Origin of the sequence: Paeniglutamicibacter sp. MACA_103 (genome assembly GCF_045798555.1) — a bacterium.
Taxonomy (GTDB): domain Bacteria; phylum Actinomycetota; class Actinomycetes; order Actinomycetales; family Micrococcaceae; genus Paeniglutamicibacter.
The window spans coordinates 160,463-182,142 of the sequence record NZ_JBIXLN010000003.1 but is presented as its reverse complement, the minus strand read 5'-3'; the positions used below and the strand labels follow the sequence as shown (position 1 = coordinate 182,142).

General features: G+C 65.2%; 16 protein-coding genes, 1 pseudogene and 2 riboswitches. Of the genes and pseudogenes, 5 read left to right on the top strand and 12 right to left on the bottom strand.

Annotation, left to right across the window (positions count from 1 at the left end; translation table 11 throughout):
* The 3 genes from ACIPVK_RS02705 to ACIPVK_RS02695 all read right to left on the bottom strand — a co-directional run.
* Nucleotides 1–409: PLP-dependent transferase (locus tag ACIPVK_RS02705; protein ID WP_407610448.1), on the bottom strand; the 409-nt coding region annotated here is incomplete at its 3' end.
* A 97-nt stretch (nucleotides 410–506) separates the two neighbouring features.
* The gene (metE, locus tag ACIPVK_RS02700; protein WP_407610447.1) at nucleotides 507–2,864 is read right to left on the bottom strand and encodes a 5-methyltetrahydropteroyltriglutamate--homocysteine S-methyltransferase; all 2,358 of its coding nucleotides are present in this window, start codon (nucleotides 2,862–2,864) and stop codon (nucleotides 507–509) included.
* A 54-nt stretch (nucleotides 2,865–2,918) separates the two neighbouring features.
* The gene (locus tag ACIPVK_RS02695; protein WP_407610446.1) at nucleotides 2,919–3,845 is read right to left on the bottom strand and encodes a methylenetetrahydrofolate reductase; all 927 of its coding nucleotides are present in this window, start codon (nucleotides 3,843–3,845) and stop codon (nucleotides 2,919–2,921) included.
* A 103-nt stretch (nucleotides 3,846–3,948) separates the two neighbouring features.
* Nucleotides 3,949–4,066, bottom strand: a riboswitch (SAM riboswitch).
* Between the two features lie 353 nt (nucleotides 4,067–4,419).
* Here ACIPVK_RS02695 and ACIPVK_RS02690 point away from each other — a divergent pair.
* Nucleotides 4,420–5,952, top strand: a complete 1,533-nt coding sequence (locus ACIPVK_RS02690; RefSeq protein ID WP_407610445.1) for a deoxyguanosinetriphosphate triphosphohydrolase family protein — start codon at nucleotides 4,420–4,422, stop codon at nucleotides 5,950–5,952.
* A gap of 81 nt (nucleotides 5,953–6,033) precedes the next feature.
* Here ACIPVK_RS02690 and ACIPVK_RS02685 read toward each other — a convergent pair whose 3' ends face one another.
* Both ACIPVK_RS02685 and ACIPVK_RS02680 read right to left on the bottom strand, forming a co-directional pair.
* Nucleotides 6,034–8,256 (bottom strand): NADP-dependent isocitrate dehydrogenase, encoded by a 2,223-nt coding sequence (locus tag ACIPVK_RS02685; RefSeq protein ID WP_407610444.1) that lies wholly within the window; start codon nucleotides 8,254–8,256, stop codon nucleotides 6,034–6,036.
* A 220-nt stretch (nucleotides 8,257–8,476) separates the two neighbouring features.
* Nucleotides 8,477–9,061 carry a TetR/AcrR family transcriptional regulator gene (locus tag ACIPVK_RS02680; RefSeq protein WP_407610443.1) on the bottom strand — a complete coding sequence of 195 codons (585 nt, stop codon included), beginning with the start codon at nucleotides 9,059–9,061 and terminating at the stop codon, nucleotides 8,477–8,479.
* A gap of 157 nt (nucleotides 9,062–9,218) precedes the next feature.
* Here ACIPVK_RS02680 and ACIPVK_RS02675 point away from each other — a divergent pair, with 157 nt between their 5' ends.
* Both ACIPVK_RS02675 and ACIPVK_RS02670 read left to right on the top strand, forming a co-directional pair.
* On the top strand, nucleotides 9,219–10,679 hold the full coding sequence (locus ACIPVK_RS02675; RefSeq protein WP_407610442.1) for an MDR family MFS transporter: 1,461 nt from the start codon (nucleotides 9,219–9,221) through the stop codon (nucleotides 10,677–10,679).
* Between the two features lie 746 nt (nucleotides 10,680–11,425).
* Nucleotides 11,426–11,872 carry a hypothetical protein gene (locus ACIPVK_RS02670; protein WP_407610441.1) on the top strand — a complete coding sequence of 149 codons (447 nt, stop codon included), beginning with the start codon at nucleotides 11,426–11,428 and terminating at the stop codon, nucleotides 11,870–11,872.
* A gap of 389 nt (nucleotides 11,873–12,261) precedes the next feature.
* Here ACIPVK_RS02670 and ACIPVK_RS02665 read toward each other — a convergent pair whose 3' ends face one another.
* On the bottom strand, nucleotides 12,262–13,182 hold the full coding sequence (locus ACIPVK_RS02665; protein WP_407610440.1) for a hypothetical protein: 921 nt from the start codon (nucleotides 13,180–13,182) through the stop codon (nucleotides 12,262–12,264).
* A gap of 692 nt (nucleotides 13,183–13,874) precedes the next feature.
* Nucleotides 13,875–14,049, top strand: a riboswitch (cyclic di-AMP (ydaO/yuaA leader).
* Between ACIPVK_RS02665 and ACIPVK_RS02660 the strand changes: the two genes are divergently transcribed.
* Both ACIPVK_RS02660 and ACIPVK_RS02655 read left to right on the top strand, forming a co-directional pair.
* Nucleotides 14,038–15,042: a M23 family metallopeptidase gene (locus tag ACIPVK_RS02660; protein ID WP_407610439.1), complete on the top strand. Its 1,005-nt coding sequence runs from the start codon at nucleotides 14,038–14,040 to the stop codon at nucleotides 15,040–15,042. Its footprint overlaps the riboswitch before it by 12 nt.
* A 283-nt stretch (nucleotides 15,043–15,325) precedes the next feature.
* Entirely contained in the window at nucleotides 15,326–16,084 is a 759-nt protein-coding gene (locus ACIPVK_RS02655) for a type II CAAX prenyl endopeptidase Rce1 family protein (RefSeq protein WP_407610438.1), read from the top strand.
* 433 nt (nucleotides 16,085–16,517) lie between these two features.
* Here the strand turns inward: ACIPVK_RS02655 and ACIPVK_RS02650 are convergent.
* The 6 genes and pseudogenes from ACIPVK_RS02650 to ACIPVK_RS02625 all read right to left on the bottom strand — a co-directional run.
* Nucleotides 16,518–16,738: pseudogene (locus ACIPVK_RS02650) on the bottom strand (IS3 family transposase); the annotation flags it as partial.
* A gap of 24 nt (nucleotides 16,739–16,762) precedes the next feature.
* Entirely contained in the window at nucleotides 16,763–17,653 is an 891-nt protein-coding gene (locus ACIPVK_RS02645; RefSeq protein WP_407610437.1) for a carbohydrate ABC transporter permease, read from the bottom strand.
* Between the two features lie 9 nt (nucleotides 17,654–17,662).
* Nucleotides 17,663–18,622 (bottom strand): carbohydrate ABC transporter permease, encoded by a 960-nt coding sequence (locus tag ACIPVK_RS02640; RefSeq protein ID WP_407610436.1) that lies wholly within the window; start codon nucleotides 18,620–18,622, stop codon nucleotides 17,663–17,665.
* Entirely contained in the window at nucleotides 18,622–19,518 is an 897-nt protein-coding gene (locus ACIPVK_RS02635) for a phosphodiesterase (RefSeq protein WP_407610435.1), read from the bottom strand. Before ACIPVK_RS02635 ends, ACIPVK_RS02640 begins: the two co-directional genes overlap by 1 nt.
* Entirely contained in the window at nucleotides 19,515–20,282 is a 768-nt protein-coding gene (locus ACIPVK_RS02630; RefSeq protein WP_407610434.1) for a tyrosine-protein phosphatase, read from the bottom strand. Before ACIPVK_RS02630 ends, ACIPVK_RS02635 begins: the two co-directional genes overlap by 4 nt.
* Before the next feature lie 8 nt (nucleotides 20,283–20,290).
* Nucleotides 20,291–21,646: an extracellular solute-binding protein gene (locus ACIPVK_RS02625; protein WP_407610433.1), complete on the bottom strand. Its 1,356-nt coding sequence runs from the start codon at nucleotides 21,644–21,646 to the stop codon at nucleotides 20,291–20,293.
* Nucleotides 21,647–21,680 lie beyond the last annotated feature (34 nt).

Sequence of the window (21,680 nt, the reverse complement as noted above, 5' to 3'; positions counted from 1 at the left end):
CGGCCGGGTCCACGAAGGAAACGGTGATGCCGAAGTCGGCGAAGGTGTCGGTGAGCAGGTCGACGGTTCCGCCGTAGAGCTTGCTGGAGGCCACCAGGTGGTTGGGTCCCTGCAGCAGCGCCAGCAGGGAGATCGCGACGGCGGACTGGCCGGTGGCGGTGGCGATGGCGCCGATCCCGCCCTCGAGGGCGGCCGCGCGTTCCTCCAGCACCGCGACGGTGGGGTTCCCGGTGCGCGAGTAGGTGAAGCCCGGCGCCTTGAGCGCGAAGAGCTGCGCGGCGGTGGCGTAGTCGGGGAATTCGAAAGCTGCTGAGTTGTAGATCGGCACGGTCATGGGGCGGTGCGGGCCCTGGGGGGCGTACCCGGAATGGATTTCGGTGGTGGCGTTGTGCCAGGTGTTGGGGGCCATGATCGTGCCTTTCGGGCCAAGGGGAATACGGGCGTGGGCCGGGAGGGCCCGGCGCGGGCGCGGCACCCGAGGTGGGTGCCGCACCCGCAATGCGGGACTAGACGGTGGCGCCCAGGGTGGCGCGGGCCGCGACGGCTGCCTCGACCAGGTTGGCCAGCGAGGCCTCGGTCTCCGCGTAGCCGCGGGTCTTCAGGCCGCAGTCCGGGTTGATCCACAGCGACTTGGCATCCAGGGAGGCCAGGGCGATGTCGATGAGCTCGGCGATTTCCTTGGTGGAGGGAACGCGCGGGGAGTGGATGTCGTAGACGCCCGGGCCGATGCCGCGGCTGTAGCCGAACTCGGTCAAATCCGCGGTGACCTCCATGCGGGAGCGGGCGGCCTCGATCGAGGTCACGTCCGCATCCAGGGCGTCGATGGCCTCGATGATCTCGCCGAATTCCGAGTAGCACAGGTGGGTGTGGATCTGGGTGGCGTCAGCGGCCCCGGAGGTGGCCAGGCGGAAGGAGTCCACGCTCCAGGACAGGTACTTGGCCTGGTCGGTGGCGCGCAGCGGCAGCAGCTCGCGCAGCGCCGGCTCGTCGACCTGGATGATGCCGATCCCGGCGTCCTGCAGGTCCGCGATCTCATCGCGCAGAGCCAGGGCGACCTGGTTGGCGGAGGTGGCCAGCGGCTGGTCGTCGCGGATGAAGCTCCAGGCCAGGATGGTGACCGGTCCGGTGAGCATGCCCTTGAGCGGTTTGTTGGTCAGCGAGGCCGCGTGGGTGATCCACGGGACGGTGAAGGCCACCGGGCGGGAGACGTCGCCCCAGAGGATCGAGGGGCGGGTGGCGCGCGATCCGTAGGACTGCACCCAGCCGTTCTCGGTCTCGGAGAAGCCGTCGAAGTTCTCGGCGAAGTACTGGACCATGTCGTTGCGCTCGGCCTCGCCGTGCACCAGCACGTCGAGCCCCAGCTTTTCCTGCAGCTCGACGACACGGGCGATCTCGGCCTTGAGGAAGCCCTCGTAGGTGGCGTCGTCGATGGTGCCGGCCTTGTGGGCGGCGCGGGCGGTGCGGACCTCGGAGGTCTGCGGGAACGAGCCGATGGTGGTGGTGGGCAGCGGCGGCAGCGCGAGGGCCTGCTCCTGCGCGGCGTTGCGGGTCTCGGCGTCCGAGCGGGAGAAGTCGGCGGTGGTGAGGTTGGCCAGGCGCTCGCGCACCGAGGCGACGGTGGTCCCGGCGAATCCGGCGCGGTGGGCGATGGCCGACTCGGCGGCCGAGAGCTGTGCGGCGATGGCGGATTCGCCCTCGGCCAGGCCCTTGGCCAGGGTGATGACCTCGGCGACCTTCTGGTTGGCGAAGGCCAGCCATTCGGGCAGGTGTGCCGGGAGGTTCGCTTCCAGGGCGACATCGTGCGGGACGTGCTGCAGTGAGGTGGCGGTGCCGACGGCCAGGGTGCCGCCGGCCTTTTCGACCTCGGTGCGCAGCGCGGCGAGCGTGGCCAGCGAGGCGGCGAGGTCGTTGCGCCAGATGTTGCGCGAGTCCACGATGCCCGCGACCAGGGTGGAACCGGCCAGGTCGCCGAGGAATTCGGCGGTGGGTACGGCTCCGCGGACCAGGTCGGCGTGCACGGCTTCGACGCCGGCGCGGGCCAGCAGGCCCTGGGTGGCGCCCGGGCGGGCGACCTCGCCGGCGGTGCCGTAGCCGAGGCTCACCAGCAGTGCCGGGCGCTGAGTGGCGGCGGCCAGCTTCGAGTAGACGGTCTCGGCGAGTTCGCCGGGCACCGCCAGGGCGGCGCCGCGGTCGGTGACCAGGGCCGGCTCGTCAAGCTGGACCCAGGGTGCGCCGGCGGCGGCCAGGGCGGCAAGGATCTCGCCGTATGCGGCCACGACCGTATCGATGCGCGACAGCGGGTCGAAGCCGGCCGGTGCGCCGTCCTCGGCCTTGGCCAGCAGCAGGTAGGTGATCGGGCCCACGAGGGTGGGGCGGATGGTGTTGCCGTTGGCCGCGTGGGCCTTGAAGGATTCGACCAGGGCGGTGGCGTTGGCCTTGACGGGGGTCCCCTCGCCGATTTCCGGGACCAGGTAGTGGTAGTTGGTGTCGAACCACTTGGTCATTTCCAGCGGGGCGCGGGATTCGTCGCCGCGGGCCAGCACGAAGGATGCGGCGGTGTCGATGGCGCCGTCGGCGTCGGCCAGGTCGGCGAAGCGGGCCGGCAGGGCCGAGAGTGCGACGGTCGCGTCAAGCACCTGGTCGTAGTAGGCGAAGTCGCCCGGCAGCGAGGCGTCGCCGGCCGCCAGGCCCAGCCCGGTGAGGGTGGCGAGGTTGGAGTTCTGCAGTTCGAGGGCCGCGGCGTGCAGCGTGGCCTCGTCGGTGCGGGCGGCCCAGTGCGCCTCGAGGGCCTTCTTGAGCTCGCGGTTGGGCCCGATGCGCGGGTATCCGAGGACGGAGGCGGCGGGGAAGGTTGGCTTCGACATGGTGTTTCTCCTGTTTTTCTGGCGTTGTGGAAAGTGGTGGGAATGCAGGTGGGTCTAGACGGCGGCGCGGGTGGCCCAGGTGTTGCTGGCCTGTGCGCGGGTCCGCGGCAATTCGAGCTGTTCGATGACGTCGAGGGAGCCGCGGTGGTCGTTGAAGGTGTACAGGTGCACGCCCGGCGCCCCGTCCTCGAAGGCGCGCCTGGCCAGGTTGACGGCGGCGTCCACGCCGATGCGGTGGCGCTCGGCGTCCGATCCGGCGGTCTCCAGCGCGTGGGCCAGGAACGGGTCGGGGGCGATCCCGGTCATCGAGGCCAGTCGGTTCAGCCGCCTGAGCGAATTCAGCGGGATCACGCCGGGGATGATCGGGATGGTGACCCCGGCACGGCGGGCGGATTCGACGAGGTTGGTGTATTCATTGGCCTGGAAGTAGACCTGGGTGATTGCGTAGTTGGCCCCGGAACGTTCCTTGGCCAGCAATACCTCCACGTCGTGCTCGAAGGACGGGGACTCCGGGTGCCGGATCGGGTAGGCGGCAACGCCCACGCCCAGCCGTCCCCCGGCCAGGGCGGCCGAGTGGTCCGCCTCGACCTCGCGAATGAGTTCGATCAGGTAGCGGGCGAAGGGAAATTCCCCGCGCCATTCATCCGGATCCGTGGGCAGGTCCCCGCGCAGTGCCAGCACCCCGCGGACCCCCAGGGAGATGAAGTGGCGGATGAGGTTCTGCAGGGATTCGCGGCTCTCCCCCACACAGGTCAGGTGCGCCAGCGGGCGCAGCCGGGTGTTCTGGACCAAGTGCTCGATCAGTTCCAGCGACGCGTTGCGGCGTTCCGGGGACCCCGAGTAGGTCACCGACACGTAGTCCGGATCGGTTGCCTCCAGGGCCTGGATGCTGTTGAAGATCCCCTCGGTGGCGTCGCGGTTCACCGGCGGGTACAGCTCATAGGACAGTGACGGCGGTGCGGCTGTCGTTCCAATGCTCATGTGTGTCTCCTCGTTGGTACGAGGGAGGCATCAGGGATCGCCACAAAAGCCCCAGGGATCCGTCACGGATCTCCTGCGGCGATGATGTGTGAACCTTGAAGCGGCTCCATCGCTTCTGGCATTAGCACCCTCGCCGACAGGAATCCCCGAAACGGGACTCCATCGGATGATGGTTGCTGCGGCGTCAACGAGCCAGATCTCTCAGCCGCTCTTGATGGTTGATGTATCCATCTTGGAACAGCCCCGATCCAGACCGCAAGGAGCTTGCCGGCCCGGCCGTCACGAAGGGCAAAAACACTTCATGTGTCCACACGGCGTCATTTTCATCGGCGGCCCCGGTCACATTGTTACAGCGGCTGATTCGCCCCTTTCACCGGATATGCGGGGATTTTTACGCCGCGCGTTACGCCCGGCGAAACGCGTGAAGCCATTATGACGTGCGCTGCCAGCGCCGCCCGGGGAAGCCGCAGCGGCCGGACCCCGGGTCGTCGTGCCCGGATGCCGGGCCCGCGACGTTGCGCGGATCGCGTCGCAGGGTTCCTGCGCCCCGGCTTCCACTAGGCTGGTGCGCACCATGGACTACAGGAACACGACCCACCTCAGCGGCGGACGGGAACGGGCGATCCGCGAGGACTCGCGGCCCGGGGAAGACGAATTCCGCGTCGATATCGAGCGCATCCGCTTCTCCCCGTACTTCTCCCGGCTCTCGGCGGTGACCCAGGTGATCCCGCAGGCCGGAGCGGGCACCGTGGTGCACAACCGGCTCACCCACTCGCTGAAGGTCTCGGCCGTGGCACGCTCCATCGCCATCGGGCTGCGCAATGCCGACGAGCCCACGCGCACGTTGGTGGCGCAGCTCGGCGGCTGCGACCCCGTCGTGGTGCAGGCCGCCGCCGCGGCACACGACCTGGGCCACCCGCCCTTCGGGCACCTGGGCGAACAGGAACTTGACCGGGCGGCCCGCCAGATCCTCGGGTTGCCCGACGGGTTCGAGGGCAACGCCCAGTCTTTCCGCATCCTCACCGCGCTGGACAGCTGCGACGCGAGCCCGCGCGGGCTGAACCTGACCCGGGCGGTGCGCGCGGCGGTGCTGAAATACCCCTGGACCCGCAACGAATGGCGTTCCATGCCCGTGAGGCCCCCGGAACTGCTGCCTCGCGGCGTGGGCCTTGGCGGAGGCAGCCCCGCGCTGAAGTACTCGGCCTACGACATCGAGGCGGCCGAGATGCGCGATGTGCTCTCGGTGTTCCCGCAGATCGCCGAGCACCAGCAGACCCTGGAATGCTCGGTCATGGACATCGCCGACGACATCGCCTACGCGGTGCACGACCTGGACGATTTCTACCGTGCCGGGGTGCTGCAATACTCCCTGGTCTCCACCGAGCTGCGGCGCTGGCTCGACTCCGGGGCCGAACTCGCCGGGCTGGATGCGCGCGAGCTGGACCAGCGCCTGCCCGGCCACGGGCTCGAGCGCACCTGGCGGCGGGTCGCGGCGAAGGACCCGTGGATCGCCAATGCCGAGGCCTTCCGCGCCTCGGTGCAGCGCGTGGGCCACGACCTGGTCGAGGGCCTGCTGTCCCTGCCCTATGACGGCGGCCTGGATGCCGACCGCGCCGTCACCGCCTTCACCCGGCGCTGGATCGACAGGCTGCAGGCCTCGATCGCGGTGGAGAAGGACCCTGAGGTCCGCAGCGGGCACGTCCGGCTGGCCGACGAGGCCTGGCATGACGTGGTGGTGCTCAAGTTCGTGCACGAACGCTTTGTGCTCGAACGCTCCGACCTGGCGCTGTACCAGCGCGGCCAGACCCGCATCATCCGCTCGCTGGCCGAGGGGCTGGCGGCATGGCTGGACGATCCGCAGGACGCCGCCCGTGCACCGCGCCGACTGCTGGACTCCGTCGAGGCTGCAACCGGCGAATACCGCAAACTCCATGCCGAATCCCCCAGGTTGTTCGCCGAGGCCTCGCGCGGGGAGATCGAGCGGCTGGGCCGGGCCCGGGCCATCGTCGACTACATCGCCTCGTTCACCGACGCGCAGGCGGCCTCCGTCAATGCGCTGCTCACCGGCACCTCGGAGAGCATCTGGGAAGTCGGCCGCGGGCTCTAGCCTCGCCGTACACGGCAAAGGCCGCCACGATCCGGAAGGAAAGTGGCGGCCTTCGCCGTGCTGCGTTGAGGGAGCGGAAAACTACTTCTTGAGCAGTTCCAGCGCCGCGTTCAGCGTGGAGCTCGGGCGCATGATGGCCGCGACCTTCTCCTCGACCGGGCGGTAGTAGCCGCCCAGGTCGACCGGGGCGCCCTGCACGGCGGCGAGTTCGGCCACGATGGCTTCCTCGTTGCCGCCCAGTGCCTCGGAGACGGCATTGAAGGCCGCTGCCAGCTCGGCGTCCTTGGTCTGTGCGGAGATCTCTTCCGCCCAGTACTTGGCCAGGTAGAAGTGGCTGCCGCGGTTGTCCAGCTCGCCGGCCTTTCGCTTGGGCGACTTGTTCTCCAACAGGAAGGTGCCCGTTGCGGCATCCAGCGTGTCGGCAAGGATCTGCGCGCGCGGGTTGTCCGAGGTGTTGGCCAGGTGCTCGAAGGAGACGGCCAGGGCCAGGAACTCGCCCAGGGAATCCCAGCGCAAGTGGTTTTCGCTCACCAGCTGCGCCACGTGCTTCGGGGCGGAGCCACCGGCGCCGGTCTCGAACAGGCCGCCACCGGCGATCAGCGGCACGATGGAAAGCATCTTGGCGCTGGTGCCCAGTTCGAGGATCGGGAACAGGTCGGTGAGGTAGTCGCGCAGCACGTTGCCGGAAACCGAGATGGTGTCCTCGCCGCGGCGGATGCGGTCGATGGTGTACTTGGTGGCCTCGACCGGCGACAGGATCTCAATGACCAGGCCCTCGGTGTCGTGGTCCTTGAGGTACTCGTTGACCTTGGAGATCAGCGTGGCGTCGTGCGAGCGGGTCTCGTCCAGCCAGAACACGGCAGGGGTCTGCGAGGCGCGGGCGCGGTTGACGGCCAACTTGACCCAGTCGCGCACCGGCACGTCCTTGGTCTGGCAGGCGCGCCAGATGTCGCCCTCGAAGACCTGGTGTTCGATGAGCACGCCACCGGTGGCGTCCAGGACCTGGACGTGGCCGGCGGCCTTGATCTCGAAGGTCTTGTCGTGGGAGCCGTATTCCTCGGCCGCCTGGGCCATCAGGCCGACGTTCGGCACGGTGCCCATGGTGGTCGGGTCGTAGGCGCCGTTGGCGCGGCAGTCGTCGATGACGACCTGGTAGATGCCCGAGTAGGAGGAGTCCGGGAGCACGGCCAGGGTGTCGCGTTCCTTGCCCTCGGCATCCCACATGTGGCCCGAGGTGCGGATCATGGCGGGCATGGAGGCATCGACGATGACGTCCGAGGGGACGTGCAGGTTGGTGATGCCCTTGTCGGAGTCGACCATGGCGATGGCCGGGCCCTCTTCGAAGCCCTTGGCGATCAATGCCTCGACGCCGGCGCGGACGTCGTCGGAGAGCTCGTCGAGCCCGCCGAGGATGGCTGCCAGGCCGTTGTTCGGGTTCAGGCCGGCTGCCTCAAGCTGCTCGCCGTAGGTCTCGAAGAGCTCGGAGAAGTAGGCCTTGACGACGTGGCCGAAGATGATCGGGTCGGAGACCTTCATCATGGTGGCCTTCAGGTGTGCGGAGAAGAGCACGTCATCGGCCTTGGCGCGGGCGATGGCGTCCTTCAGGAACGCGTTCAGCGAGGCGGCGTGCAGGACGGTGCCGTCGATGATCTCGTCCTTGATCACCGGCAGGGACTTCTTCAGGACCTTGACTTCGCCGTCTTCGCCGACGAAGCGGATCGAGAGGTTCTGGTCCGCCTCGATGACGACGGTCTTCTCGTTGGCACGGAAGTCGTCCTCGGACATGGTGGCGACGTTGGTCTTGGAGTCCGCGGTCCAGGCACCCATGGAGTGCGGGTTCTTGCGGGCGTAGTTCTTCACGCTCAGCGGGGCGCGGCGGTCGGAGTTGCCTTCGCGCAGGACCGGGTTCACGGCGGAACCCTTGATCTTGTCGTAGCGGGCGCGGATGTCGGTTTCCTCGTCGGAAGACGGGTTGTCCGGGTAGTCCGGCAGTGCGTAGCCGGCGGCCTGCAGTTCGGCGATGGCCGCCTTGAGCTGCGGGATGGAGGCCGAGATGTTCGGCAGCTTGATGATGTTGGCATCCGGGCTCTTGGCCAGTGCGCCAAGTTCTGCCAGGGCGTCGGGAAGCTGCTGCTCGGCGGTGAGGTAGTCACCAAAGACGGAAATGATGCGGCCGGCCAACGAGATGTCTCGCGTCTCGATCTCTACACCCGCGGTCGAGGCGTACGCTTCGACAATCGGCAGGAACGAGTGGGTTGCCAGCATCGGAGCTTCGTCGGTGTGGGTATAAATAATCTTGGCCATAGGTGAGGCGTCTCCCTGAACGGTCTTATCGGATATGTGTAGTCCGAATTGATCTCAACAGCCCTAACTTACCCGATTTGTCGCGCACAGACACTTTTTGTGGCGAGACTCCCCTTCTCCCCCGACCCTGTTTCACCGCGAAAAGCCGGGGCAGTCGGCCCCCTGGCCACCCACCCTCGTTAAGTTAACCCCGCGTAACTGAACCTCGGGGATCGGAGTCTCACGTGCGCGGAAACAACTCCCCCAGCTCGCGCACGGTTTCGTCGAAGAGGTCCACCGGATCCGAGTCGACGCCGTCGAATTCCTGACGGGCAAAAGCCTGCCAGGCGACACGCCACGCGGCGGTCACCACCTCGGCGACCAAGAGCGCCTGGATGGACCCCAGATGACCCCGTTGGACGAGTGCCGCACTGAGCGCTTCGACCAGGGTCCGTTCCTGCCGCGCGACAACCCGCATCATCTCCGGCTCCCGAACCAGCAGGCGCGATATCCTGCGGAAATCGCTCTGTTCGACTTCCAGGGCGAAGAGCTCGCGGCACACCTCCAGCAGGTCGCCCAGGATTCCGGAGGCAGTGGAGTGCGCGCTTTCGCGGCCCACCAGGGTGTCGATCAACCCCTGCTGGCCGGGCATGAGCGCGTGTTCCTTGGACGCGTAGTAGCGAAAGACGGTGCGCTCGGAAATGCCCACGCGCGCGGCGATGTCGCCGATGGTCGTGGCATCGAGCCCCTGTTGCTCGACCAGGTCCAGCGTGGCGCCCTGGATCTCGCGCAACATCTGGGCGCGGCGCTCTTCTCGGATACCCAAGGCCCAACTCTTTTCTCGAAACGGCATTTCGCCCCGGCAGGTGCAGGCGCTCGCCAAACTATATTTCATGTCACACTCTGACAGATTTAGCTTACCAAAGCTGTCAGACCGTGACATGATTTGGTGGATTCAAATCTTACAGAAGAGGTACCTCCCGATGGCCCTGACCACAGAAGACACGATTTCCCCGCCGGCAGCTCCAGCTCAGCAGGACGCACCCGCCTTGTCAAAGAAGCAACTGACCGGAATCATCGGCTCGCTGGCACTTGCCGCGTTCCTGATGATCCTGAACGAGACGGTGCTCAGCGTTGCCCTGCCGGCGATCATGGTGGACCTGTCGGTCTCCGCGGCAGCCGGGCAGTGGCTGACCACCGGGTTCCTGCTGACCATGTCGGTGGTCATCCCGACCACCGGCTACCTGCTGCAGCGCTTCAACTCCCGGAACCTGTTCATTTTCGCGCTGTCCAGCTTCCTGGTGGGCACCGTAGTCGCCATCGTCGCCCCAAGCTTCGCCGTGCTGCTTCTGGCCCGCATCATCCAGGCGGTCGGCACCGCCATCGTGCTGCCCTTGCTGATGACCACCACGCTGACGCTGGTGCCGGTCCGCAAGCGCGGGGCCATCATGGGCCTGAACTCGATCGTCATCTCCGTGGGTCCGGCCATCGGCCCGACGGTTTCCGGTGCAATCGTCAACACCTTCACCTGGCACTACATCTTCATCCTGATGGCGCCGCTGGCCGTGATCATTCTTATCCTGGGCATCGTCTTCATCAAGCTCCCCTCGACGGCCCGCAAGATCCCGCTCGATGTGCTCTCGGTCGTGCTCTCGGCCCTGGCCTTCGGCTTCCTGGTCTACGGCATCTCCAGCCTCGAGCACGCCGGCGAGAACCCGGTCCCGGCCATCGGCTGCTTCGCCGTCGGCCTGGTTGCCCTCGCCCTGTTCATCAAGCGCCAGGTGCGCCTGACCCGCGTCGGCAAGGAACTGCTGAACCTGACCCCGTTCAAGGCCCGCACCTTCACCTTCTCGGTGCTGATGATCATGATCGCCATGGGCACCCTGCTGGGCACCATCGTCATGGTGCCGATCATCCTCGAGTCAGGTGCTGGCATCAGCACCCTGTCCATCGGCATGATGCTGCTGCCCGGCGGCCTGGCCCAGGCCGTTGTCGCGCCGATCTTCGGGCGCGTCTACGACCGTTTCGGCCCCCGGCCGGTCCTGATCCCGGGCGCCGCCATGCTGGCACTGGGCCAGTGGTTGTACGTCACCGTGGATGCGGACACCGCGCTGTGGACGTTCATGGTCAACCACATCGTCTTCTCCATCGGGCTGGCCCTGCTGATGACCGGCCTAATGTCCTCGGCGCTGGCCACCGTCGAGCCGCGCCTGTACGGCCACGGATCAGCCATCTTCAACACCGGACAGCAGCTCGGCGGCGCCATCGGCACCACCATCTTCGTGACGGTCATGTCCCTGCTCTCAGCAGCCAAGCTCGAGGAGGGATCTGACCTGGCCCACGCCCTGTTCTCCGGCGCGCACGTGGCATTCGTCACCGGGGCTATCCTGGCCACCGTCGGCCTGGGCATTTCGTTCTTCGTCACGGTGGACAAGCAGCGCTAGGCGGTTCTCCTGCCAAGAAATGAACGTTGGCCCCCGGCGAATCAATCGCCCGGGGGCCTTGGCGTACCCGGACCACCATGCCCCACCCCCATCCCGACCACGGCCGCCGACCTGGAATCCCGAAGGGATGGCCGCGTGCAGCCCGTCGCGCCAGGCCATGCCCTGGCACGACGGGTCAGGGCGGGGCTGGGGCATGGGTATGTTCGGCATGGAAATTCACGCTGAGGGGTCAGCCTGACCGGGCACTCAAGGCAGACCGAGTAATTCCCGTGGTTGGGGCGCCACGAATGCCCACAAGACGGTCTTCCTGCGGTGCAAGAGCGACGAGAATTCCCTGAATCAGGATTGGCGCCATTTTCCTCGAGTGTGACCGCACTGGGTGTCGCCGGCACTGCGTCTAGGTGGCCTTGGACGCGGTCCTGGCCGACGGCTGATCACGCGCGGTTAAGGTTGCGATAGACGACTGGATGGGCCGCGGATGAAAGTTCGGCAATTCCATGGTCTTGCGATAACCAGCCCTGCGAACGGCGACAAGATACGCTTCTTGTGCCTTGAAGGACCCGGATTTCCTGCCTTACAGCCGGCACTTTGCCTTGGCGACGGCCAATTTGTTGAAGGTAGCTTAGTTGAAGATAAATCTAATAAATCCATGCGATGGGTCTATTCTTTCTGAGCGGCGGCTGGTAGCGTCGCAGGCGTCCGGACACTTGCGAACCCCATCAAATTCGAAAAGTTGAGGAACTTCGATGAAACACATGAAACGCAGCCTTGCGGCTGCCGCCGCACTGGTGCTGGCGTCACTGACCTTCGCAGCCCCTGCCCAGGCGTACGAAAGCTACTCGATGGACAACTCCTGGGCCAAGAGCAGTGGAAAGGTGTGGAAAGACGACAGCGACCACATGGGCTTCAACCTATACCTGACGGATGATGCCAAGGACGGCCGCTGCGTGTACTACCAGGTCCAAGGTGTCCGCAACTACGCGCCCGACACCAATTGGGCGCGGTTTACCACGAATGTTTGTGGCTACGGCAACCGCGACCGGTTCTACGATTCGTCCAGGAGGGTCATTCCCACCTATGCCCCGGGAGCCGACGGTTTCCGGGTGCGCGCCTGCAAGGACGTGCCCTACGCGCCCGATCCCTGCGCCACGGCATCGTACGTGGCCACCCGAGGCCAATGGAGCAAGGGCTAGGTCGCGGCCGCCGCGGGACCTGGTTCCGCTGACGAAATCCGCCCGCAACAACAGGAAGCCGAGCCGCCGAAAAGCGGCTCGGCTTCCTTTTGTTGTGCCCAGCATGGGCGTTTGCCTCGAATTGACGGTCCGGTGAAGATGACAGTCCAAACACCGAGCGCATTTCAACCGAAGGATTGCACAGCGAGTACGGGCAATGGAATGACCCGTACCACCGCGTCCGCGATCTGGACGAGCGTTACCGGGTGGCCGCACCAGGCGGCGGCTAACAATTTCGAGCCAGGTCCCCCGAGGTTTAAACCCCAAGATCTGTCGCCGCCGTTTGCGGGCTGGCGTAAGCACCCGCGCCATTTCCCCGCCGAAGTCCGTCGAACCGAATCGTATGGCCGTCACCGCACAGTCGAAGAGGTTCGGTGTGGGTCCGTGCGACGGTGCGACAGGCGTGCTGCGACTCCAAGTGTCGCCAGTCCCCAGATCAGCCACCCTCCGTAGACGAGCACACCCAGCAAGGGACCCTCGTCCGACGCGTGGGCAAGCGATGAGTGGAGACCCGCGGTGCCGAGCCCGATCAGCGTCAAGCCCCCGGCAGCTGCAGTGGGGTGTGCCCACCGCGGGGCATCTCGCCGCCACCACCGCAAGGCCACCGCCGTCGCCGCCGTCCCCATCACGGCAAGTGCCACCGGCGCGAGGTAAGCCCCATCCACTGAGTGGGAGCCCGCGGGGGCCAGCCACGTTCCACCCGCAACCCAGAGTGTCTTGAGTCCGGGATAGATCAGGGCAACGGTGATGCCGAGCAGGGCAATCCATCTGGGAGTCTCCAGGGGAAAGCCGGTGCCCGTGCGCAGTGGGCTCCACTGGAGCCATGCGGCAATGATCGTGACGGTGGCGGCGAGGGAGACCAGCATCGAAAACAGGTCCACCGGAAAGGGGATCGCCCCCACCGCACGCAGCAGGTGGAACACGAGCGCGACCGCGGGCGGCCCCAGGAATACCGTCGCCAAAACACACAATGGCTTGCAGAACCGGACCGATGCGGAGGCAAGGATGACGAGGATTCCACCTACGAGCGGCGCCCAGACAGGGGCGAACCGGTCAACATAATCCGGCTGCCCTGACACGAGCAGTACCGCGCCCATCACCGCAGTCAGCCCGCCGCTGGTACCTGCCAACGGCGGGCGGCGCAGTCGGGCGAGGTGCCGGTGAACGACCAACCCGTCGGAAGGTCGTTCGCGCAGGCCGAGGCGGTGGGCGGCCTTTGCACGTCGCTCCGCACGAACCCTTTGCCAGTACTCGAAGGGGGAATTCGGCATACTCTGCTCCTGGTGATGAGAGAAGGGGCCGCATGCTTGCGGTAAGTCCCGTGTCAATCATGGGTCAGCCTATCCCTGAGGCGACTACCCACCCACCACTAACAGCCCGGCCCGGGAGCCTCCAGTCCCAATCCTTGGAAGGGCGGCCCTGACGTCGCGCCCTCCGGCGCTCAGTTCCCGCGCGCTTGCCTTCGTCCAAATCACGATCATCATGGCGCGCGTCACTGGGATCCTGGCCCCAGACCCTGGCTGGGAGCCACATCGTCCACACCGTGATAGGACCCTGCTGATTTAGTGGGTCGTGGTGGGCGGTTCGGCCCGTCGACCAACCTGAACGGGAGCATCAGCCCCGCCGCAGACCCCGGGCCGACCGTATTCTTGGTCACGTTCAAGATGCAGTCCCTGGGCGCTCATCAGCCCAAAATCAACCAAGTGGAACCCAAGCTATTGGCGCAGGCCAACGAGTGCGGCATCCGCCCGGGGGCCTAGTCACCCTGAAAAGAGGCCACTCTAAGTCATTCTGCTGGCGCAGGGATCGAAGGCGCGCCGGAGATTCCGACCGACTTCGGCGCCCATGTGTTCGTCCGCCGCATGGATTGATAACGGAATTGTAACTTTTATATATACCCTCGTAGGGTTTTAGGTCAGGTTGCTATTAGGCAACCCAGCCCCGATCCGGTTCGCACAACCCTACCGGCGGATCGCGGAGTCAGAATTTTCGGTAGGGGCGGAGGACCCATTCAACCGATCCTGGTCTTGGACCACGGATCTTGGGGTGAAGCCGAGTCCGTCCAGGCGCGCTCGGCCGAGTTGATCTCATGACTCGAATCCGACAGCTAACTTCGCAGGCGATACATGAGAGGTAAACATTTGACCCAGCAGCACAATTCCGGCCGCCGCCGCGCGCTCGGCCCCGTTGACGCTTCGCCTGCCAACGGTTCACTAGAGCAGATCGTGGACACCGCACTGAGCGGCGAAGTCACTTCCCGACGACCCGGCCGACGCGCCCTGAGCGCGGTCCCGGATTCAGCCGAGACCACTGATACCCAGCAGTATGTTGGCCACCGCTTTGTGGCGGGCCTGCGCTACGGAGCGTCCCCGGACCCGGCATCCATGGCGATGCCTGCCGAAGCCGACGACCCGGACAACTCCCTGAAGGTCGCGACCCGGCCCCGGCGCCCTCGACTTGGGTTGGTGCACAAGCTCGCCGCAGTCGCCGCCGTATCGGGCCTGGCATTCGTCGCCGCCCCCGCGCAGGAAGCCGAGGAAGTTGCCCCGGAACCCCAGCGCGTCGCACAGACCGCCGTCGCGGATGTCAAGGCCCCGGCCAACGACAAGCTCACGGTCGATCGCGCCTCGGTGACCAGCAAGTACGTCAAGAAAGCCAAGCCGGCACCAGTTGTCACCGTTGCCGCCGGAAAGGTCGCCAAGGAAACCAAGCCGGCGCCCGCCATCAGCGCTGACGAAGGAAAAGTCACCAGGCTCTCCCAGCCGGTGGACAGCATCCGCCTGACCTCCCGCTTCGGTTTCCGCAAGAACCCGACGGGCCCCGGCTATATGAACCACAACGGCCTGGATTACGCCGTGCCCATGGGCACCCCGATCAAGGCTGCCGCAGGCGGCACCGTCGTCCAGGCCGAATGGGCCGGCCATTCCGGCTTCCGCGTGGAGATCGACCACGGCAACGGCCTGCACACCAGCTACAACCACAACTCGGCCCTCAAGGTATCCGTGGGTCAAAAAGTCGCGCGCGGCGAAGTCGTCTCGCTTGCGGGCAGCACGGGCAATTCGACCGGTCCCCACCTGCACCTCGAAGTCATCGTCAACGGCGAATGGGTAAACCCCGAGGGCTGGCTGTAACAACAAAGCCACGCCGATCGGTGGCGGACTCCATCATGTTTAAAGAAGGCGTCCTACACCGCTGAAACGATCCGGATCGCCACGGCAATGGCCAGACGAACGCCGACGGATCGCGAGCTTCCCACACCATCGAACGACGTGATTCGCGTTTCCTAGTGCGGCATTGCGCGCCATGCCGGCGTGAACGCTTTTGCGCTGCGGGCGGTGCTGGCATGCTGGTGGTGTGAGACCGATCCTGGCTGATCCGCCCCGTACCGCCCTTAGTTGGAAACTACTGCCGGCAGTGCTGCTTTCGACGTCCGGAGTGCTGCTCTTCGGGGTGGGCAATGACCCGGTGGGCTACGGCCTGCTCGGCCTGAGCCTGCTCACGGCGGCAATCCTCGACCGCGGGCTCGCGCGCCACCTTGCGCTTATCGCAGCCGGACTGGTGATCATCAGCTTGGTTCCGCTCAACGCCGATTTGAGCATCCAGCACATGATCCTGATGGGTGGTGCGCTTGCGTTGGCCGTGCTGGTGCCGTGGCTGGTCTCGCGGTTTGTCTACCGCGAGGAGATCATCAAGTTTCCGGTGAACACCGGCCGCAAGTGGCCGCTGGCCGCCAAGCTGTACCTGATCGGTGTGTTGGCGCTGGGCTACCTCATTTTGCCGGCGTACCTGATCGGCACGGGGGTCTACCAAAACTGGCCGGACGCCTCCGAACCCGCCATCTTCTGGAGGCTCTTCCTGGGAGTGAATGCCGTGGGCATCTGGGACGAGCTGTTCTTTACCTGCACCACCTTCACGTTGCTGCGGCGGCACTTTCCGGACTGGCTCGCCAACATCCTGCAGGCGGTGATCTTCTCGTCTTTCCTGTGGGAGATCGGCTACCAGGCCTGGGGCCCGCTTTTGACGTTCCCCTTCGCGCTGCTGCAGGGTTACACCTTCAAGCTGACGAAGTCCTTGACCTACGTCGTCTCGGTGCACCTGCTCTTCGACTTCGTCTTGTTCCTCGTACTGGTGCACGCGCACAACCACGACTGGCTGCCGATATTCCTGTACTGAACTCCCACCCCCTGAGCCCGCGGGCCAACGAATGACCGGATGGCGTTCCACTGACGCACCCGCAATCGCAGCGCAGCCGACCATGGACGGCCAATGCAGTCACCTCAGAGGAAACTGCGTAAATCGCAACGGCAAATTGTCTGTTGTACTCGGCGGGAAATGTCCCATCGCAGGAGCGGCACCATCAGGGAAGCGAGGAGGAGAGCCGGCCACGAGCACGCACAGGAAGAACAAGATGATGAGGGTCAGGCCGGCCATGGAGACCAGGACCTCGTCGATCTTAATGTAGGTCAGCGAGACGCCCGCCTCCAGGGCCGGGACCAGCACAGCGTTGATGAGTTCGCCCCAATCGGTGGCGGACTCCTCGAGGTCCTTCGGTAGCCAGCCGGTCAGCTTGGAACCACCTTCAGCGCCGCAGCGCCTTCAATGTTTCCGCGTAGGCGTCGATGAATTCATTCTTCGCCACTACCGTGGATCTCTTGCGAAGTATCCGGTTGCTTTCAGGAACGCGGGCTCTGCTTTGAGTTCCTGGTTCTCACGCTCAAGCTCCTAGATGCGGGCACGTTCGCAGAGGATCAGCTACGGCTCTGTCTCGGCTCCACCCTGGGCTTCCTTGTACTTCTTCAGCCACATGCGCAGCGTCTCGAGTGCAACGTGCGTGAGTGGTCTCCTCTGGTTTTACTTGAGCCCGGATCGTACGAAGCCGGCTACGATTTGGCGCTGCAGGAAGACGTAAAGCAGGAATATGGGCAGGCAGGCGAGGCCGCTGGCGGCCATGATCGCACCCCAGTTGCTGCCTTCGGCACCCATGAAGGAGCGGATGCCGACCTGTACCACGCTGGTTTCCTGCTGCATGACCAGCAGGGGCCAGGTGTACTCGTTCCATGCGGAGATCATGAGGATTACGGTGAGTGAGGCCAGTGCGGGCACAAGATTTGGCACGATGACTAGCCAAAGGGTAGCCCAGGTGCCGCGCCCGTCCATGGCACTGGCGTCGATGAGTTCACGCGGGATGGCCCGCATGTGCTGCTGCAGCATGAGCACGGCGAAGGCCGAGCAAAGGTTGGGCACCACGATGCCGGCAACAGTGTTAAGTAGCCCGAGCTGCGATACGAGCACATAGTTGGGGATCATTGTCACTTGGAACGGTACAAGCCAAGACGCGACGAAAAGCAGGTAAATCACTTTGCGGCCCGCGAAGTCGAAGACTGCGAAACCATAGGAGGCGAGGATGGCGACGAGCAATTGCGCGAGGCTCATGCTGATCGCCATCACGGCGGTGTTGCCGAGCATCTGAAGCATCGGTATCGCGTCGAAGACGTAGGCGAAGTTCTCGAATGAGAATGACGGCGTAGTCAGCCGACCGCCAGCCATTGCTTCGGGTGCGGCGAATGCCGTGATCACCAGCCACAGCAGCGGCACTACGGCGAGCAGGGCAAGCACGATCATGATGGTGTGTGCGGGTCCCTGACGCAAGAGCCAGGTTCCGGTTCTGCGAATCAGCGGTTCCACGGGAGCGAGCACAATGGGTGCGCTCGGCTGCAGGGGTTGTACAAGGGAGAAGGCCATGAGCGGTTCCTAGTCGTCGTAGAAGCTAAGCCGCTCGCTGAGTTCTACGAAGAACCAGGCGATGAGGCTGAAGGAGATGAAGAAGAGCACGCCTGCGGCGGAGGAGATGCCTGCGTCGAAGTTCTGGAAGCCGAAGACGTAAAGCAGGTGGTAGACGTTGGTTGAGCTGGAGCCCGGTCCGCCTTGGGTGAGCAGGTCGATGAGGGGGAAGGACCATTGCGCGACGAGCAGCACCGCCATGAGTCCGAGAAAAGCCAGGGTCGGGGAGAGCAGCGGCAGCACGATGGTCCACGTGATCCGCCGTTCACTGGCTCCGTCGATGGATGCCGCCTCGGAGTAGAGCGGGTCGATGCCCGTATAGCCGGCACTGACCATGAGTACCCCAAAGCCGATCATCTGCCAGCCCAGAATCACCACGATCGCCCAGAGCGACGTGTTCGGGTCACGGAAGACGTTGCCGAGCTCGATGCCCGCGGCAGCGGCCCATTGCGTAATGAGTCCGGTCTGTTCGGCGAAGAGCCAGCGCCAGAGCGCGCCGGTCGCGACGGGAGTCATGAGGTAGGGCAGGAAGATGAGCGCCTGGTACGCATTTGAGGCGCGGCGGCTCAGGCGGCGCACGACGAGCACCGCGGCGGTGGGCAGCAGAACGAGGAAAGCGATCCCGGCGAGAACGTACAGTCCTGTGTTCGCCACCGCTGTACGCATCTCGGGCAGGTTGATGACGTCGGTGTAGTTACCCAGTCCGACGTAAGTCGACGGGGACGTGGGCAACATATTCCAGTCGAAGAACGAGAGATTCACGGTCTGGATGAGTGGAGCATAAATCCACACCCCGACGAGCACCACAGCGGGCAGCACGTAGAGGTATGGCACTAGGTGTTTGATGTTGCGCAGCCCGCGAGGGTTGCGGGCCTTCGCTGGTGTGGTGTCGGCTTCGCGGAGACCTTCAAGAGGTAGTGGACTGAACATCAGCTCTCCAGAAGCCCGGTTGCGACGAAGGACTTCCCCGCGCTGGCCTGGTCCATCCATTCTTGCGCTTGTGCGGGTGAGATCTCGTAGACGGTCGGGCCGTCGGCGAGTGTCAACTGCGAGTGCACAATACGGTCGGGATAGACATGGACGAGGTTTGCGCTTTGCGCCGCATCCCTTGCCCGCGACTGACCCAATGGCAGCGCCAGGTCCTGCGTGTAGCAGGTGGCCGCCGCGACGGAAACCGGGATGCCTGCGAAGGTTGAATGTGTCGAGTAGTGGAAGTGCCCGGCAATGATGCCGCGCACGTCCGTGCCCTGCACGACCTCCTGAAAAGGCGCCGTGTCCCTGAGCTCGACGAGTTGCAGTAGCGGCAGGATGGTTGGAATGGGCGGGTGGTGCAATGCAATGAGAGTGCCATGCTCGGCCGGGGTCGCGAGTTGCTCGCTCAACCAGTCCAGTTGCGCCGGGGCGAGCTCACCGTGGTGGTGGCCGGGCACAGTTGAGTCGAGCGCAATGATGCGTAAGCCGTTTACATCATGCACGCGGTCGATCGGGTCGGTGCCCGCCTCCTCGCGCAGCAGCTCGGTACGGAACGCAGCGCGGTCGTCGTGGTTGCCCATCACCCAGAGCACGGGGCATCCGAGTTCCGCGGCGAAGGGCTCGACGAGTTCGCGCAGGCGCACGTAGGCATCCTCGGCGCCGGCATCGGCCAGGTCACCGGTGAGCACAATGGCGTCCAGCTGGGTGCCGGCAGCACGGAGGCGGTCCAGCAGCGCGGCAAGGTTCGCGTCCGAATCGACGGCACCGTAGAGCGGCCGTCGTTCGTTGACCAGGTGAGTGTCGCTGAGGTGCAGGATCGTGTGGCTCGGGTCGGGGTACTGACCGATGTTCATGAGGTTCCCTTTGAGGTGGCGGCGGTAGTGGTCACGAGGCGGGCTCGAAGCGCATTGAGATCGTCATCGTCGAAGCCGTGGCTGAGCAGGTAGCCGGCTGCTCCTCCGTGCTCGAGGTCGAGCCGGTCCAAGAGAGCCTCAAGGATCGGTGCGGGGCTGCCATTGACGATTTCGACTACGTTGCTGGGCAAGGAGGCGGCGTCGATGAGGAGCGAATCCAAGATTATTTTGGTCCAGGCTCCGCTGAGATTGGCGTGGGTGGCCGCATAGTCGCGGACGACCTCGGCGCGCGGTGTCCCGACGGCCAGGAGCGCGAGAGCGACAACGATGCCTGTGCGGTCTTTGCCTGCGGTGCAGTGGACGAGCACCGCTCCTTGATCGTGGCCGGCAATGGTGCGCAGTGCGGTGATGATCATCGGACCGCACCGGTCGATGAAGCTCGCGTAAAGGTCCCCGAGTGTCCGCTCGGTTGTCAGTGCTGCGGTCGGGTTGAGCAGCTCGACCGGGATGCCGGTGCGCCGGATGCCGGGAAACTCGTAGCTAGCCGACTCGACTTCTTCAATGGAGCGGAGGTCGATGATGAGATCGATACCGAGCGCGCCGAGCGCTGCTGCGCCTGCTGCGTCGAGCCGTGCCGGGGAGTCGGACCGGTACAGCCGACCGGGTGCAATGATGCCGCCGGCGGCTTTCCAGTTGCCGGTGCTTCGCAGGTTGTAAAGCCCCGGAACGGGGGCACCCTGTGTGCCCTCGTTCCGATCAAGCATGGTTGAGCTCACTGTTTGACCAGCTTCTGGGCACGTGCTTCGGCGTCGGCCATGGTCGTCGTCGGGTCGGCGCCCTGGTATGCGACCTGCTCGACGGCGTCCATCATGATGGTTGCTATCTGCGCGTAGTTCTTGCCCGGGTAGGCTACCCACGGTTCGATGGCCTCAAGCTGTTCGAGGTTCGGGGTGAGCAGGTCGGCCTGCTTGGTTGCCCATCCTGCGAGGGGACCGCCCTCCTCGGTCATGGTGGTGCGCAGCGGCAGGTAGCCGATCTGCGGAGAAATGACTTCGTATGCGGCGGGGCTCGTCATGAACTTCGTGAACTCCCACGCGGCCGCCTGCTTGGCGGGGTCCTGGGTGAAGACTGAGAGCATGGATCCGGAAGAGGTCGGCACCACAGGCTGGCCCTTGATGCCGGGCATCGGGGCTGCGGCGAGTTTCCAGCCGCCGGCAGCGGCGCCCTTCTGGAAAGCTGCCTGCATCGAAGCGGAGTTGATGTGCATCTGCGTGGTGCCGGCGGCGAAGGCTTCGTACTGGTCGTTGAAGTCTCCGTTCTGCAGGACGCCGGCCTCGTGCAGCTCTTGCATGGCGGCGAGAGGCTCGGTAGCGCGGGGCTCACCGGCCGTGATCGCCGATCCGTCCTCGCTCAGCACGCGGCCACCAGCTGAGCGCACCATTGACTGGTAGCACCACTCGCCGATTGCGTCGAGGCACGAATTGCCGAAGGACGGCGCACCGGTCTTTTCTGAGACCTTGGAGGCGATGTCAGCCACGGATTCCCAGGTCGAGAAGTCGGGCTTGGTGATGCCGGCGTCGGCGAGTGCCGTGGCGTTGTAGAAGAAGATGGGCGTCGAGAGCACGTAGGGGATGCCATAGGTGTTCCCGTCGACGACACCAAAGTTCCGTACGTTTTCGTGCATGGGGTACTTACCGGCGAAGTGCTCGTCGACCGAGTCCTGCCCGTAGAGTGTGTTCAGGGGCTGTGCCTGGAGGTCACTGACCGCGTAGCTGAGCGTATCGAAAGTCATTTGCACTACGTCCGGCGGGTTGCCGGCGACGACCTGCCGTTGCACGCTCGCTGAAGTACCTCCTGCGGCTGTCGAATCACCGTTCGCCTGGGTGATGACGTCCACGTTGGGGTACTTGGCCTCGAACTGCTCGACGAGCGAGAGGATCGGGCCTTCCCAGGTGGCGGATGCGAGGTTATAGCTTTCGAAGACGATCTCCACCTTTTGGTTGGGATCAAAAGCGGGCGCGGGTGATGTGGAACCGGCGGTAGTGGCAGTTGGTGCGCAGCCGGTCAGGGCAAGGGCCGCGGCAACGGCGAAGCCAAGGTAGCCAAAGAGGCTGGGGCGTGTGGGCATGGTGTTTCGCTTTCGCAATAGGTAAGAAATGGGT